The following is a 15,339-nucleotide window of genomic DNA, read 5'->3' as shown; positions in this document are numbered from 1 at the left end:
GATAAAAAAAAGCACTGCTCCGGCAGTGTTTTTTTTTGCCCGTTACACTGATAGACATCCAGCGGCATTTCAGGAATCACGACATCTATGTTTACCCGCTACTTCTCCAGCAACCGCAAGATACTGTTTCTCAGTTTTCTTACGGGGTTATTCACCGCCCTGCTTCTGGGTGCGTTACAGTTTTACTGGAGTTATCACAAGCGAGAAGTCAGGTTCGACACCCTCATTACGGATTTAAGCGTCTATATGGAGGGCTATTTTGACGAGCTCAAAACGTCTATTGATACGCTCCAGCCGCTCACGCTGAACAGCTGTGACGAAGTCAGCGCGGCGCTGACCTCACGCGCGGCCTTCAGCATTAACGTGCGCGCCTTTTTGCTGGTCAGGGATAAACAGGCCTTCTGCTCTTCGGCAACAGGTCCGATGAATACCCCGATGGAAACGCTTATTCCTCAATTACATATCAGCAAACCTGTTGATATCGCGCTCCTGCCGGGCACGCCCATGCTGCCGGATAAGCCCGCGATTGCCATCTGGTATCGCAATCCGCTGGTAAAAGACGGCGGCGTGTTTACCTCCGTCAACCTCAACCTGTCGCCATACCTTCTCTACACCTCGCGTCAGGATGAGTTTGCCGGCATTGCCATCGTCATAGGCGATTCTGCGTTATCCACCCGGTCCGAAATGCTGGTTCAGGCGAGTGAGTTACCTGACGTCCCTGCGCGCACCGCCACGCTGAAAAATATTCCTTTGACCGTTAACGTCTATGCGCAGGCCTGGACGACCGATGAAGTGCTGTACGCCGTCTTTTTCGGCCTGGTCTGCGGCATCGCGGCGGGTCTGCTGAACTTTTATATTCTCACTATCCGTTTGAATCCCGGGAAAGAGATCCTCACGGCCATCAAGCGCGACCAGTTTTACGTGGTCTATCAACCCGTCGTGGATGCGCAGTCGCTCAAAATGACCGGGCTGGAAGTCCTGATGCGCTGGAAGCATCCGGTGATGGGTGAAATCCCACCGGACGCCTTTATCACTTTCGCCGAAGCGCAGAAGCTGATCGTTCCGCTGACGCTGCACCTTTTTGACCTGATCGTTCGCGATGCCCCGGTTCTGCAAACGCGGCTTCCGCCCGGCGCCAAGTTCGGGATAAACATCGCGCCCGGTCATCTGCATGCGGAAAGCTTTAAAGAGGATATGCTCGCCTTTGCCGCTGCCCTGCCGCCCGATCACTTCCAGATAGTGCTGGAAATAACCGAGCGCGACATGATTAACCACCGCGAGGCTAATCAGCTGTTCGAATGGCTGCACGATGAAGGTTTTGAAATCGCCATCGATGATTTTGGTACCGGCCACAGCGCGCTGATCTATCTTGAACGCTTCACCATGGATTACCTGAAAATAGATCGCGGTTTCGTCAACGCCATCGGGACGGAGACCGTCACCTCGCCGGTGCTTGACGCGGTGCTGACGCTGGCGGGTCGCCTGAATATGTTAACCGTCGCCGAGGGCGTTGAAACACCTGAGCAGGCGGCGTGGCTGCGCGAGCATGGCGTGAACTATCTTCAGGGCTACTGGATCGGCCGCCCGATGCCGCTGGAGGAGTTTAAGACGTGGCAGCCCGACGTCACGCTCGGGGAATAATTTCACAATCGCGGCGCAGTCACTTATTATTCTCCTCAACCGAGCCTGCCTGTGAACAAAGGGATCCGCCGCACGATGATTATGCGCGTTGTAGTGATGCTGTTGGCGCTGGTGAGCCTGTCGAGCCAGGCGCAGTCCATCAAAGAAAGCACGGCCTTTGCCGTCATAGGCGAGCCGAAATACGCGGTCAACTTTACTCACTACGATTACGTGAACCCCGCCGCACCCAAAGGCGGGAACGTGACGCTTTCCGCCACGGGAACGTTTGATAACTTTAACCGCTTTGCCCTTCGCGGCGTGGCGGCAGCCCGAACCGAATCCCTTTATGACACGCTGTTTGTCACCTCCGACGACGAGCCCGGCAGTTATTATCCCCTGGTTGCCGAGAACGTGCGTTACGCTGATGATTTTAGCTGGGCAGAAATCGCGATCAATCCGCAGGCGCGTTTTCATGACGGCTCCCCGGTTAGCGCCCGCGACGTGGCGTTCACCTTTCATAAATTTATGACCGAGGGCGTACCGCAGTTTCGTCTGGTGTACAAGGGCACCACGGTGAAAGCCATCGCCCCGCTGACCGTGCGAATCGAACTGAGTGAGCCGAACAAAGAGAACATGCTGAGCCTGTTCTCCCTGCCCGTCATGCCTGAATCGTTCTGGAAAAACCATAAGCTGAGCGATCCCCTCTCTACCCCGCCGCTGGCCGGAGGACCGTATCGCATTACCGACTGGCGCATGGGCCAGTATGTGATCTATTCCCGCGTTAAAGATTACTGGGCTGCCGCGCTGCCGGTAAACCGTGGCCGCTGGAACTTCGATACCCTCCGCTACGACTACTACCTCGATGACAACGTGGCCTTCGAGGCGTTTAAGGCAGGCGCGTTTGATTTACGTGTCGAGAACAGCGCCAAAAACTGGGCTACCCGGTATATCGGAAAAAATTTCGCGAAAGGCTATATCGTTAAAGACGAACACAAAAATGAATCTGCGCAAGATACGCGCTGGCTGGCATTTAACATCCAGCGTCCGGTGTTTTCCGATCGTCGGGTGCGTGAAGCCATTACCCTGGCGTTTGATTTTGAATGGATGAACAAAGCGCTGTTCTACGGAGCCTACAGCCGGGCGAACAGCTATTTCCAGAATACCGAATACGCCGCCCGTGATTATCCCCACGCGGATGAACTGCTTCTGCTGGCTCCGATGAAAGCGCAGCTGCCGCCGGAGGTGTTCACCCGCGTATTTGAACCGCCCAAATCCGACGGAAACGGGTTCGACCGTGAAAATCTGCTGAAAGCCAGCAAGCTGCTGGATGACGCCGGGTGGGTGCTGAAAAACCAGCAGCGAGTGAATGCCAAAACCGGTAAACCTCTGAGCTTCGAACTGCTGATTGCCTCCGGCGCGAACGATCAGTGGGTGCTGCCCTTTAAGAAGAACCTTGCCCGGCTTGGGGTGATCATGAATATTCGCCAGGTGGATATCGCGCAGCTTACCAACCGCAAGCGCAGCCGCGATTACGACATGATGCAGAGCCTGTGGGCCGCGCAGCCGTGGCCGAGCTCAGATCTGCAAATCTCCTGGGCATCGGGCTATATCAACTCCTCCTACAACGCACCGGGCGTCAAGAGCCCGGTGATTGACGCGCTGATTGCGAAAATCGTGGCCGCTCAGGGCGATAAAGAGAAACTTCTGCCGCTCGGGCGCGCGCTTGACCGGGTGTTAACCTGGAACTATTACATGCTGCCGATGTGGTACATGGGTGAAGATCGCGTGGCCCGCTGGGACAAATTCTCCCTGCCCGCCGTTCGCCCGGTTTATACGCTTGGTTTTGATACGTGGTGGTATGACGTGAATAAAGCCGCAAAACTGCCCGCAGCGCGGCGTTAAGGAGTGACGATGGGCGCTTATCTTATCCGCCGGCTGCTGCTGGTGATCCCGACCCTGTGGGCCATCATCACCATTAACTTTTTTATCGTGCAGATTGCCCCCGGCGGCCCGGTGGACCAGGCGATTGCGGCAATCGAATTTGGTCACGCTGGCGGCATGCCGGGCGGCGGCGGTGAAGGGATGGGCGCCAGCCATGCCCGGACGGGCGTGGGCAATATCAGCGAAAGCCACTACCGGGGCGGCCGTGGGCTGGATCCGGAGGTGATCGCCGAGATCACCCACCGCTATGGTTTCGACAAGCCGCTGCACGAACGTTATTTCAACATGCTCTGGGATTACGTCCGTTTCGATTTTGGCGACAGCCTGTTTCGCAGCGCCTCGGTGTTAACCCTGATCAAACAAAGCCTGCCGGTGTCCATCACGCTCGGGCTGTGGGGAACGTTGATCATCTATCTGGTCTCCATTCCGCTGGGGATCCGCAAAGCGGTCCACAACGGTAGCCGTTTCGATATCTGGAGCAGCACGTTCATTATTATTGGCTACGCGATCCCGGCGTTTCTGTTTGCCGTGCTGCTGATTGTCTTTTTTGCCGGCGGCAGCTATTTCGACCTCTTCCCGCTGCGCGGGCTGGTCTCCGCGGATTTCAGCACGCTGCCGTGGTATCAAAAAATCACCGACTACTTCTGGCACATCACGCTTCCGGTGCTGGCAACGGTTATTGGCGGCTTTGCGGCGCTTACGATGCTCACCAAAAATGCCTTTCTCGATGAGATCCGCAAGCAGTACGTGGTCACCGCCCGCGCCAAAGGGGTCGGTGAAAAGCAGATTATGTGGAAGCACGTTTTTCGCAACGCCATGCTGCTGGTGATTGCCGGTTTTCCCGCCACGTTCATCAGTATGTTTTTTACCGGCTCGCTGCTGATAGAAGTGATGTTCTCTCTCAACGGATTAGGGCTGCTGGGCTATGAGGCCACCGTCTCCCGTGATTATCCGGTGATGTTTGGCACACTGTACATTTTCACCCTGATCGGCCTGCTGCTGAATATCATCAGCGATATCAGCTACACGCTGGTCGATCCCCGTATCGATTTTGAGGGCCGCTGATGTCGCGTTTAAGCCCCGTCAATCAGGCCCGCTGGGCTCGCTTTCGCCACAACCGTCGCGGCTACTGGTCGCTGTGGATCTTCGCCGTCCTGTTCGCCTTATGTCTGTGTTCGGAACTGATTGCCAACGATAAACCCCTGCTGGTGCATTTCAAAGACCGCTGGTACGTGCCGGTACTTACTACCTATAGCGAAAGCGATTTTGGCGGTCCGTTTGCGACGCCAGCCGAGTATCAGGATCCCTGGTTACGTGAACAGATCGCGCAGCACGGCTGGGCGCTCTGGGCACCGATTCGCTTTGGCGCGAACAGCATAAACTATGCCACCTCCACCCCCTTCCCTTCCCCGCCTTCCTCGCAGAACTGGCTGGGAACGGACGAGAACGGCGGCGATGTGCTGGCGCGCATTCTTTACGGCACCCGCATCTCGCTCCTGTTTGGACTGATGCTGACGCTCTTTTCCAGCATCATGGGCGTCGTGGCGGGCGCCGTGCAGGGCTATTACGGTGGAAAAATCGATTTGTGGGGGCAGCGCGTGATTGAAGTCTGGTCCGGTATGCCGACGCTGTTTCTGATAATCCTGCTTTCCAGCGTGGTTCAGCCTGGCTTCTGGTGGCTGCTCGGGATCACCGTCCTGTTCGGCTGGATGGCGCTGGTCGGCGTGGTGCGCGCGGAATTTCTGCGCACGCGAAATTACGACTATATTCGCGCTGCGCAGGCGTTAGGCGTGAGCGATCGCGCAATTATCTTCTGCCATATGCTTCCCAATGCGGTGGTGGCGACCCTCACCTTCCTGCCGTTTATTTTGTGTAGCTCCATCACCACCCTGACGTCACTCGATTTTCTGGGCTTCGGTTTGCCGCTGGGCTCACCGTCCCTTGGCGAACTGCTGTTACAGGGCAAAAATAACCTCCAGGCCCCCTGGCTGGGCATCGCCGCATTCCTTTCCGTGGCGGTGCTGCTTTCCCTGCTGATTTTTATTGGCGAAGCCGTGCGCGATGCCTTCGATCCCAACAAGGCGGTATGACATGACCCGGCCTCTTCTGAGCATAGAAAACCTGTCGATTGCGTTTTCAAAGCAGGGCGAATCACGCACGGTAGTGACGGATTTATCGTTGCAGATCCAGCGCGGAGAGACGCTGGCGCTGGTTGGGGAATCCGGTTCCGGTAAAAGCGTCTCGGCACTTTCGGTGCTGCGCCTGCTCCCTTCCCCGCCGGTCAGCTATCCGCAGGGAGACATTCTGTTCCATGGACAATCGCTGCTGAATGCGGATGAGCAAACCCTGCGCGGCATTCGCGGCAATAAAATTGCCATGATTTTCCAGGAGCCGATGGTGTCGCTTAACCCACTGCATACGCTGGAAAAACAGCTCTATGAAGTGCTGTCACTTCATCGGGGGATGCGTAAAGAGGCGGCGCGGGGTGAAATTCTGGACTGCCTGGAGCGCACCGGCATTCGTCATGCGGCGAAACGACTGAACGATTTCCCGCACCAGCTTTCCGGCGGCGAGCGCCAGCGCGTGATGATCGCGATGGCCCTGCTGACGCGCCCCGAGCTGTTGATTGCGGATGAACCCACCACCGCGCTGGACGTCACGGTGCAGGCGCAAATTCTGCAACTGCTGCGCGAGCTTCGCGACGAGCTGAACATGAGCCTGCTGTTTATTACCCACAATCTGAGCATCGTGAAAAAGCTCGCTGACGCGGTGGCCGTGATGCAAAACGGCCGCTGCGTGGAACAGAACAGGGCATCCGCCCTGCTGAGCGCGCCTCAGCACCCGTATACCCGGCGCCTGCTGGACAGCGAACCTTCTGCGACCCGGTTCCGCTTAACGCCGACGGCGCGCCGCTGCTGAAGGTTGAGGGGCTGTCGGTGTCATTCCCGATCCGCAAGGGCATTTTGCGCCGCGTGGTTGATCATAATCATGTCCTGAAAAACATGAGCTTCTCTCTGCGTGCGGGTGAGTCGCTTGGGCTTGTGGGCGAATCCGGCTCGGGCAAAAGCACCACCGGCCTGGCGCTGCTGCGCCTGATTGCCTCGCAGGGAGACATTCTCTTTGACGGCATGCCGCTGCAAAACCTAAGCCGCCGCCAAATGCTGCCCGTCCGCCCGCGCATGCAGGTGGTATTTCAGGATCCGAACTCTTCGCTGAACCCGCGGCTAAGCGTGTTGCAGATTGTCGAGGAGGGCCTGCGCGTTCACCAGCCCGCGCTGACGGCACAACAGCGCGAAAGTGAGGTGAAGCGGGTGCTGGCGGAAGTCGGGTTAGATCCCGAAACCCGCCACCGCTACCCGGCAGAGTTTTCCGGCGGCCAGCGCCAGCGTATCGCGATTGCCCGCGCGCTGATCCTGAAACCGGAGCTGATCGTGCTGGACGAGCCGACGTCCTCGCTGGACCGCACCGTGCAGGCGCAGATCCTGACGCTGCTGAAGGGGCTACAGGAAAAGCATCGGCTGGCCTATATCTTTATCAGCCACGATTTACAGGTGGTGCGTGCGCTTTGCCATCAGGTGGTGGTATTGCGGCAGGGAGAGGTTGTTGAGCAAGGAGAGTGCCAGCGCGTATTTACCGCGCCGACGCAGGATTACACGCGCCAGCTATTGTCCGCTGACTAGCACTCAGAAGGGATATTGACCGGAGAACGGTTCGGCAATCGCCACGCCGAAGTTTTTCAGGCGGCAGGTCGCGGCAAATTCATCCTGGCTGTTAACAAACAGGCACGGCTCACCTTCGCATTCCAGCACGGAGCTGTCTACTTCGATGTCCGTCAGCGCCTGGCTGAGACGTTCCATAACCGGCCACGCGTTTTCATCGCTCGGGCTGAGCAGCTTGAGCGCCACCAGGCAATTATCCTCCCCTGCAACGCTTTGCGGAATCGGTTCAACTTTCGAACCTGCAAAACCCGTCGACCAGCGATAGCTCTGGGGCAAGCGATGGACAATGGAGAGTTGTAATGTATTCACGTTCAGTTCCCCGGAAGCAAATTTACTTCACAATTTATTTACATTTATAGTAACACATCATCGCCAACCTGCACTGTTTAGCGGATTTTATAGGCGTCACAGGCTCGCGTCGGCGCTATATGTACCCGTTTCTGCGATCTAACTCAACCTTTTTAAATACAATGATGTGACTTTTTACATAAATAGATTTTACATAAAAGAAACAAACACAGGGTAAACGAACGAAGGGTTGGTTGATATGGGTCAACAAAAAGGCCCGTATCGGGCCTTAAGCGTTCATTTATGCGCCGTCTTACGCGGCCGGCTGGCATACAGATAGAAGAGGATGGAGCTGGTCGCGCAGAGGGCGATCGCCCACAGCATCGGCCAGGCGGTATTAAACGTCGCCATTGAGAGCAGCGCTCCGACTATCGCGCCAATCCCGAAGCGGAACGTCCCTGCCAGCGACGAGGCGGTGCCCGCCATATGCGGGAATTCGTCGAGGATCACCGCCATCGCGTTGGACGAGACCATCGACACGCATCCGACAAACGCTGCCACGCCCACCACCAGCGCCCAGAAGCCGACGCCTAACAGCGCGCTCACCACCAGCCAGATAGCCATCACGAACTGGATCCACAACCCGGCGCGGAACATATTCAGCGCTCCGACCCGCCGGACAAAGCGGCTGTTGATAATGGTCATGACAAACAGGAAGACGATATTCAGCGCGAAGTAGTAGCCAAAGTGCTGGGGTGACACGTGGTTCAGTTCGATGTACACAAACGGCCCCGCGCTCAGAAACGAGAACATCCCGGCAAAGCTAAAGCCGCTGGCCAGCATATAGCTCAGCACGCGCTTGTGGCGAAACAGCGAGGCAAAGTTGCCAAGCGTGGTGCGAACGTGAAACTTCTGGCGTCGCTCGACCGGCAGCGTTTCATCGATAAAGACGAAGATCATCACCGAGGCCAGCAGCGCGGCAATCGCCAGGATCCAGAAAATCGCATGCCAGCTGAACCACACCAGCACTGCCCCGCCCACCATGGGAGCGATCAGCGGCGCAATGGTCGTGACCAGCATGACGAACGACATCATGCGCGAGAACTCTTCCTTCGGGTAGACGTCGCGCATCAGCGCGTTGATGACCACGCTTGCCGCAGCCGCCGCCAGGCCATGGAAGAAACGCATCACGATCAGCTGATCGATACTCTGCGCCAGCGCACAGGCCACCGCCGCCGCGGCAAATATCAACGTTCCGCCCAGAATAACCGGTTTACGCCCCAGGCTGTCAGCCATTGGGCCATAAAAAAGCTGGCCGAGCGCGAACCCAAGGATGTAGGTGCTGAGCGTCATCTGCGCGCTGCCCGCCGGTACGCCAAACTGCGCGGAAATCACCGGCAGCGCGGGCAGATACATATCGATAGACAGCGGCATCAGCATGGCCAGCAGGCCAAGGATAAACACAATTTTAAACGACGAGTGTGGCCTGGTGGTCACAGGGTTCTCCTGAATTTAGCGTGAAGGCAGCCCGACGCTGGCGATCTCTTCTTCCGTCAGCGGGCGATATTCCCCTGGCGCCAGGTCTGGATCGAGCTCAATCGCGCCGATACGTTCACGATGCAGCCCCACCACGTGGTTGCCCACGGCGGCAAACATACGTTTCACCTGGTGGTAGCGGCCTTCACTGATGGTCAGACGGACGTCCGTTGGGGTGATGACTTCCAGCACCGCTGGTTTGGTCAGATCTTTTTCATTATGCAGCTGAACGCCTTTCGCGAATTGCTCTGCCGTGTCATCCGAGACCGGCGATTCCAGCGTCACCCGATAGGTTTTCTCGCAGTGGTGGCGCGGGGAAGTGATGCGGTGCGACCACTGCCCGTCATCGGTCATCAGCACCAGGCCGGTGGTATCAATATCCAGACGCCCTGCCGCATGCAGCTTGTGCGCCACAGGCTCATCCAGGAAGTAGAGCACCGTCGGGTGATCCGGATCGTCCGTTGAACAGACGTACCCTTCCGGTTTGTTGAGCATGAAGTAGCGCGGGCCATTCTGCTGGGTCAGCGGGTTGCCGTCATACTCCACCTCGTGGTCGGGCTGGAGTTTAAAAGCGCTGTCTTTCACAATGTCGCCGTCCACGGTAACGCGGTTGGCGCGAATTTCGCGCCCGGCAATAGCGCGGCTTACGCCGAGTTGCTGAGCGATAAACTTATCAAGTCGCATGAAATCTTTTTAGCCTTAATGGTGCTGGAAGTCGGACTACGCGTCCGAAAAAGAAGCTGTCAGGAACGGTTCAGTATAATGGTCTGGTTGCGCCACTCAAGGGAAAAAGTTTCGTGGCATACTATATGCGAGTTAACTGAATAGAGAAGCCATGACTTTCACACTACGCCCCTATCAGCAGGAAGCCGTTGATGCCACCCTCGCCTGGTTTCGCAAGCACCGGGAACCCGCCGCCATCGTGCTCCCGACCGGAGCCGGTAAAAGCCTGGTGATTGCCGAACTGGCGCGCCTGGCCCGCGGGCGCGTGCTGGTGCTGGCGCACGTCAAAGAGCTGGTGGCGCAAAACCACGCCAAATATTGTGCGCTCGGCCTGGAGGCCGACATTTTTGCTGCCGGGCTGAAACGCAAAGAGAGCCACGGGAAAGTGGTGTTTGGCAGCGTACAGTCGGTGGCCCGCAACCTGGACCTGTTTCGCAGCGAGTTTTCCCTGCTGATTGTCGACGAATGTCACCGCATCAGCGATGACGACGACAGCCAGTATCAGCAAATCCTCACTCACCTGAAAGCGGTGAATCCTCAGATACGTCTGCTTGGCCTGACCGCCACGCCGTTTCGTCTGGGCAAGGGCTGGATTTATCAGTTCCATTATCACGGTATGGTGCGTGGCGACGAAAAAGCCCTGTTCCGCGACTGTATCTATGAGCTTCCGCTGCGCTACATGATCAAGCACGGCTACCTGACGCCGCCGGAACGGCTGGATATGCCGGTCGTGCAGTATGATTTCAGCCGCTTGCAGGCGCAGAGCAACGGGCTGTTCAGCGAGGCGGATCTTAACCATGAGCTGAAAAAACAGAAGCGGATCACGCCGCATATCATCAGCCAGATTGAAGAGTTCGCGCAAACGCGTAAAGGGGTGATGATTTTTGCTGCCACCGTCGAACATGCGCGCGAAATCACGGGACTGCTGCCCGCCGACGACGCGGCGTTAATTACCGGTGAAACCCCCGGGCCGGAGCGCGACAGCCTGATTGAGGCCTTCAAAGCCCAGCAGTTCCGCTACCTGGTGAATGTCTCCGTATTAACCACCGGGTTTGACGCCCCGCACGTCGACCTGATTGCGATCCTGCGCCCAACCGAATCCGTCAGCCTGTATCAGCAGGTTGTCGGGCGCGGGCTGCGCCTGGCGCCGGGCAAAACCGACTGCCTGATCCTTGATTACGCCGGTAACCCGCACGATCTCTACTCCCCGGAAGTGGGCACGCCAAAAGGCAAAAGCGACAACGTGCCGGTACAGGTATTTTGCCCGGCCTGCGGGTTTGCCAACACTTTCTGGGGCAAAACCACCGCCGACGGCACGCTGATTGAGCACTTTGGCCGCCGCTGTCAGGGTTGGTTTGAAGACGACGACGGTCATCGCGAGCAGTGCGACTTCCGCTTCCGCTTCAAAAACTGCCCGCAGTGCAACGCCGAGAACGACATCGCAGCCCGCCGCTGTAGGGAGTGCGACACGGTGCTGGTCGACCCGGACGACATGCTGAAAGCGGCGCTGAAGCTGAAGGATGCGCTGGTGCTGCGCTGTTCCGGCATGGCGCTACAGCCCGGCGCGGATGAAAAAGGCGAGTGGCTAAAGATTACCTATTACGACGAGGACGGCGCAGACGTCAGCGAGCGGTTCAGGGTTCAGACGCCCGCCCAGCGAACCGCGTTCGAGCAGCTTTTTATCCGCCCGCATACCCGCACGCCCGGCGTGCCGCTGCGCTGGATAACCGTGGCGGATATCGTGCACCAGCAGGTGCTGCTGCGCCATCCCGATTTCGTTGTCGCCCGCAAAAAAGGCCAGTTCTGGCAGGTGCGTGAGAAGGTCTTTGACTATGAAGGGCGCTTCCGGCGGGCAAACGAATTACGCGGTTAGCGGGACTTTTCGTTGATGCGCGCGCCATTTGAGTATAAAATGCCGCCCGCTTCACATCCGTGAGGCAGAACACTCACCTGCTGCTGGGTCGCCTGTAGCAGGGTTTTAAATACAGAGAGAAATCAATGTTCACTATCGAAGCAGAAGTACGTAACGTGCAGGGTAAGGGTGCGAGCCGCCGCCTGCGTACCGCTAACAAGTTCCCGGCTATCGTTTACGGTGGCGAAGCTGCTCCAGTTGCTATCGAACTGGATCACGACAAAGTATGGAACATGCAGACTAAAGCTGAATTCTACAGCGAAGTTCTGACCATCGTTGTTGGCGGTAAAGAAGAAAAAGTGAAAGTTCAGGCTGTTCAGCGTCACCCGTTCAAGCCAAAACTGTCTCACATCGACTTCGTTCGCGCGTAATCGCAAACCTGTCGAGAAAAACCCCGCTTCTGCGGGGTTTTTTTATGGCCGTTATTTACCGCCTGAGGTGCGACGCTGGAGCTGATCGCGCAGGTTCGGCGGCGTGCCTTTAATGGTCAGCGTGTCGGTGGCCGGATCCCAGAAGATACGTTCCCCGAGCAGCATGGCATCAAAGTTAATGGTTAACCCACCGCCGCTGCCGGCAAATTTCGTCAGCTGACGCAGGGTGCTGCGATCCGCCGGGAAGCTCTCTTCCAGCTCATAGCCTTTGTCCGCAGTAAATTCCTGGAAGCTGACTTCGCTGACGCCCGCCAGCTCTTTGGACAGCGACTCCAGCTCAATCTCTTCCCCGGCCTGTAACTGCTCGTTGCAGTAGCTGTAAACCTGCTGACGCACGTTCTGACGCTCAGACTTATCAAGCTGCGCCTCAGCCGTAAAGTCATCCACCGCCTGGAGCAGACCTTTGTTCTGCGCTTTGGCGTTCAGCCCTTCGCTGGCGCCGAGGAAGTCCATAAAGAAATCTGCCACTTTGCGGCCCACGCGGCCTTTGAGGAAGGTCAGGTAGCGCGTCGATTCCGGGTTGGTTTCCCATTCGGTTAAATCGATACGCGCCACAATATCCGCATGGTTGATATCCAGATAGTGCGTTGAGCTGATATCCAGCTGCTCGTTCACGCGCATGCTGCTTAAGTTATTCAGCACGGTCACCAGCAGATACTCTACCGCCAGATAACGGTAGTGGCAGAACAGGACGATACCGCCATCGGCGAAGGGATATTTCGCCAGTTCGTCACGCAGACGGCCCGTGGCAGCGCGGCTGAACGCCAGGAAATCCTCTTCGCCCTGACGTTGCAGGCGCAGGCTATCCGCCAGCTCGCTCTCTTCGCTGAACAAGCCATAGGCTTTATTTTTCGCGCTGTAGACGCGATGCAGCTCCGCCATCATCTCGACAACGGTAGGCGTTGGTTCCAGTAACGAATCGCGCAGCACCACTTCAAGGGTTTGCTCATCACGCTTGATAAGCTGGTGCAAGGCAATCTGGTTGATTTCCAGACTCATGATAAACTCTCCTTTTAGACCGGGCGGTATTCAACCACCACCAACGCATGTGTGCAACAGAAGATAAAAAAGGGGAAAAAAAGCTGTTGCTACGGTAATATGTCGCCCTTCTCTCAACAAACTGATTTTGATTTATGCCACAACATTCCCGCTACAGTGACGAACACGTTGAACAACTGCTCGGTGAGCTGGTCAACGTACTGGAAAAACATAAAACGCCAACCGATCTCTCCCTGATGGTTTTGGGAAATATGGTTACCAATCTGATTAATACCAGCGTTGCTCCGGCTCAGCGTCAGGCGATCGCCAAATCTTTCGCCCAGGCATTGCAGTCCTCCGTTAGCGACGACCAGGCACACTAAGGGAAACGAACAACAGTTTATGGTGACGAATCGTCAGCGCTACCGTGAAAAAGTCTCCCAGATGGTCAGCTGGGGGCACTGGTTTGCCCTGTTCAACATTCTGTTGGCGATGGTGCTCGGCTGCCGTTATCTGTTTGTGGCGGACTGGCCAACCACGTTAACCGGGCGAGTCTACTCGTGGATGAGCCTTGTTGGTCACTTTAGCTTTCTGGTTTTCGCCACCTATTTGCTGATCCTGTTCCCTCTGACGTTTATCGTCATGTCGCAGCGGCTGATGCGCTTCCTGTCCGCTATCCTTGCGACGGCGGGCATGACCCTGTTGCTTATCGACAGCGAAGTCTTCACCCGGTTCCACCTGCACCTGAACCCTATCGTCTGGGAGCTGGTGATTAACCCGGATCAGAACGAGACCGCGCGCGACTGGCAGCTGATGTTTATCAGCGTGCCGATTATCCTGCTGATTGAAATGCTGTTCGCCACGTGGAGCTGGCAAAAGCTCCGCAGTCTGACCCGACGCCGCCATTACGCGAAGCCCGTCGCGGCGCTCTTTTTCGCCTCATTTATCGGTTCGCACCTGATGTATATCTGGGCAGATGCGAACTTCTACCGCCCGATTACCATGCAGCGCGCGAATCTGCCGCTCTCCTATCCGATGACGGCGCGTCGTTTCCTGGAAAAACACGGCCTGCTGGATGCGCAGGAGTACCAGCGTCGTCTGGTGGAACAGGGTAATCCGGAAGCGGTTAGCGTGCAGTATCCTTTGAGCGATCTGAAATATCGCGACATGGGCCGCGGTCAGAACGTGCTGCTGATTACCGTTGATGGCCTGAATTATTCTCGCTATGAGAAGCAGATGCCTGCCCTGGCTGAATTCGCGCAGAACAACATCGCATTCACCCAGCATATGAGCTCCGGTAATTCGACCGACGCGGGTATTTTCGGCCTGTTCTACGGCATTTCACCGAGCTATATGGACGGCGTGCTGTCTGCCCGTATTCCGGCCGCGCTGATTACCGGGCTTAATCAGCAGGGCTACCAGCTGGGGCTGTTCGCCTCCGATGGCTTCAACAGCTCGCTGTACCGCCAGGCGCTGCTGTCTGATTTCTCACTGCCTGCCGCGCAGAGCCAGTCTGACGATCGGACCGCTGAACAGTGGATAGACTGGCTGAAGCGCTATGCGCAGGAAGATAACCGCTGGTTCTCCTGGGTTGCGTTTAACGGCACAACGCTTGATGACAGCAATCAGAAAGGCTTCGCGCGCCGCTATAGCCGTGCGGCGGGTGACGTCGATGCGCAGATTGGCCGCGTGCTGACCGCCCTGCGCGACGCGGGCAAGCTGGACAATACGGTCGTCATTATTACGGCGGGACACGGCGTGCCGCTAGGCGACGGGGCGAAGGGCATGGAATGGTCGCGTCCCAACCTGCATGTTCCCCTGGTGATCCACTGGCCGGGCACGCCCGCGCAGCGCATCAACATGCTGACCGACCATAAAGACGTCATGACCACGCTAATGCAACGGCTGCTGCACGTCAGCACGCCGGCGAATGAGTACTCGCAGGGACAGGACCTCTTTAGCGCCACGCGCCGTCATAACTGGGTCACGGCGGCCGGCGGAAATACGCTGGTGGTGACCACGCCGACGCTGTCCCTGGTGCTGAACAGCAACGGAAATTACCAGACGTATAATCTCGAAGGTGAGAAGCTCAAAGATCAGAAACCGCAGCTCAGCTTGCTGTTGCAGGTGCTGACAGACGAGAAGCGCTTTATCGCTAACTGATTATTTATGAATCAGTTAGCGCTGCTTT

The 15,339-nt window shown here is 57.0% G+C and carries 12 protein-coding genes and 1 pseudogene; 9 read left to right on the top strand and 4 right to left on the bottom strand.

Translation table 11 applies throughout. The features are described 5' to 3' along the window. Positions 1-87: 87 nt before the first annotated feature. The 5 genes and pseudogenes from INF58_RS11015 (at position 88) to yejF (ending at position 7,241) form a co-directional block, all read left to right on the top strand. Positions 88-1,641, top strand: coding sequence for a cyclic di-GMP phosphodiesterase (locus INF58_RS11015; protein ID WP_193033368.1), 1,554 nt, complete (start codon positions 88-90; stop codon positions 1,639-1,641). A gap of 75 nt (positions 1,642-1,716) precedes the next feature. Continuing rightward, positions 1,717-3,522: an extracellular solute-binding protein gene (locus INF58_RS11010; RefSeq protein WP_193527694.1), complete on the top strand. Its 1,806-nt coding sequence runs from the start codon at positions 1,717-1,719 to the stop codon at positions 3,520-3,522. Positions 3,523-3,531: 9 nt separating this feature from the next. Beyond that, positions 3,532-4,626 carry a microcin C ABC transporter permease YejB gene (locus INF58_RS11005; RefSeq protein ID WP_102750720.1) on the top strand — a complete coding sequence of 365 codons (1,095 nt, stop codon included), beginning with the start codon at positions 3,532-3,534 and terminating at the stop codon, positions 4,624-4,626. Beyond that, on the top strand, positions 4,626-5,651 hold the full coding sequence (locus INF58_RS11000) for a microcin C ABC transporter permease (protein WP_193527677.1): 1,026 nt from the start codon (positions 4,626-4,628) through the stop codon (positions 5,649-5,651). The genes INF58_RS11005 and INF58_RS11000 overlap by 1 nt, the downstream gene beginning before the upstream one ends. A gap of 1 nt (position 5,652) precedes the next feature. Further along, a pseudogene (gene yejF, locus INF58_RS10995) lies at positions 5,653-7,241 on the top strand (microcin C ABC transporter ATP-binding protein YejF). A 3-nt stretch (positions 7,242-7,244) separates the two neighbouring features. Here yejF and INF58_RS10990 read toward each other — a convergent pair. The 3 genes from INF58_RS10990 to rsuA all read right to left on the bottom strand — a co-directional run bounded on the left by INF58_RS10990 (position 7,245) and on the right by rsuA (position 9,788). Further along, positions 7,245-7,589, bottom strand: a complete 345-nt coding sequence (locus INF58_RS10990) for a YejG family protein (protein ID WP_003859372.1) — start codon at positions 7,587-7,589, stop codon at positions 7,245-7,247. Positions 7,590-7,865: 276 nt separating this feature from the next. Further along, positions 7,866-9,065, bottom strand: coding sequence for a Bcr/CflA family multidrug efflux MFS transporter (locus tag INF58_RS10985; protein WP_193527676.1), 1,200 nt, complete (start codon positions 9,063-9,065; stop codon positions 7,866-7,868). Between the two features lie 15 nt (positions 9,066-9,080). Then, a complete protein-coding gene (rsuA, locus tag INF58_RS10980; RefSeq protein WP_193527675.1) occupies positions 9,081-9,788 on the bottom strand; it encodes a 16S rRNA pseudouridine(516) synthase RsuA in 708 nt (235 codons plus the stop codon). Positions 9,789-9,939: 151 nt separating this feature from the next. Between rsuA and INF58_RS10975 the strand changes: the two genes are divergently transcribed. Beyond that, positions 9,940-11,700 carry a DEAD/DEAH box helicase gene (locus tag INF58_RS10975; RefSeq protein WP_193527674.1) on the top strand — a complete coding sequence of 587 codons (1,761 nt, stop codon included), beginning with the start codon at positions 9,940-9,942 and terminating at the stop codon, positions 11,698-11,700. Positions 11,701-11,825: 125 nt separating this feature from the next. After that, on the top strand, positions 11,826-12,110 hold the full coding sequence (gene rplY / locus INF58_RS10970) for a 50S ribosomal protein L25 (protein WP_063450345.1): 285 nt from the start codon (positions 11,826-11,828) through the stop codon (positions 12,108-12,110). Between the two features lie 51 nt (positions 12,111-12,161). Here rplY and yejK read toward each other — a convergent pair whose 3' ends face one another. Next, positions 12,162-13,169: a nucleoid-associated protein YejK gene (gene yejK, locus INF58_RS10965; RefSeq protein WP_028016284.1), complete on the bottom strand. Its 1,008-nt coding sequence runs from the start codon at positions 13,167-13,169 to the stop codon at positions 12,162-12,164. 134 nt (positions 13,170-13,303) lie between these two features. Here yejK and INF58_RS10960 point away from each other — a divergent pair, with 134 nt between their 5' ends. Both INF58_RS10960 and yejM read left to right on the top strand, forming a co-directional pair. Then, on the top strand, positions 13,304-13,531 hold the full coding sequence (locus INF58_RS10960) for a YejL family protein (RefSeq protein WP_063450346.1): 228 nt from the start codon (positions 13,304-13,306) through the stop codon (positions 13,529-13,531). Positions 13,532-13,550: 19 nt separating this feature from the next. Then, positions 13,551-15,311, top strand: coding sequence for an LPS biosynthesis-modulating metalloenzyme YejM (gene yejM, locus INF58_RS10955; protein WP_193527673.1), 1,761 nt, complete (start codon positions 13,551-13,553; stop codon positions 15,309-15,311). Positions 15,312-15,339 lie beyond the last annotated feature (28 nt).

The sequence above is a fragment of the Enterobacter cloacae complex sp. P24RS genome (assembly GCF_014982165.1).
Classification (GTDB): domain Bacteria; phylum Pseudomonadota; class Gammaproteobacteria; order Enterobacterales; family Enterobacteriaceae; genus Enterobacter; species Enterobacter quasihormaechei.
Note: the sequence above shows the minus strand (reverse complement) of the source record. Positions and strands in the feature narration are given on the sequence as shown.

Coding starts and splice junctions, on each gene's coding strand:
- INF58_RS11015 (WP_193033368.1), top strand. CDS start 88: ATGTTTACCCGCTACTTCTCCAGCAACCGCAAGATACTGTTTCTCAGT.
- INF58_RS11010 (WP_193527694.1), top strand. CDS start 1,717: ATGATTATGCGCGTTGTAGTGATGCTGTTGGCGCTGGTGAGCCTGTCG.
- INF58_RS11005 (WP_102750720.1), top strand. CDS start 3,532: ATGGGCGCTTATCTTATCCGCCGGCTGCTGCTGGTGATCCCGACCCTG.
- INF58_RS11000 (WP_193527677.1), top strand. CDS start 4,626: ATGTCGCGTTTAAGCCCCGTCAATCAGGCCCGCTGGGCTCGCTTTCGC.
- rsuA (WP_193527675.1), bottom strand. CDS start 9,788: ATGCGACTTGATAAGTTTATCGCTCAGCAACTCGGCGTAAGCCGCGCT.
- INF58_RS10975 (WP_193527674.1), top strand. CDS start 9,940: ATGACTTTCACACTACGCCCCTATCAGCAGGAAGCCGTTGATGCCACC.
- rplY (WP_063450345.1), top strand. CDS start 11,826: ATGTTCACTATCGAAGCAGAAGTACGTAACGTGCAGGGTAAGGGTGCG.
- yejK (WP_028016284.1), bottom strand. CDS start 13,169: ATGAGTCTGGAAATCAACCAGATTGCCTTGCACCAGCTTATCAAGCGT.
- INF58_RS10960 (WP_063450346.1), top strand. CDS start 13,304: ATGCCACAACATTCCCGCTACAGTGACGAACACGTTGAACAACTGCTC.
- yejM (WP_193527673.1), top strand. CDS start 13,551: ATGGTGACGAATCGTCAGCGCTACCGTGAAAAAGTCTCCCAGATGGTC.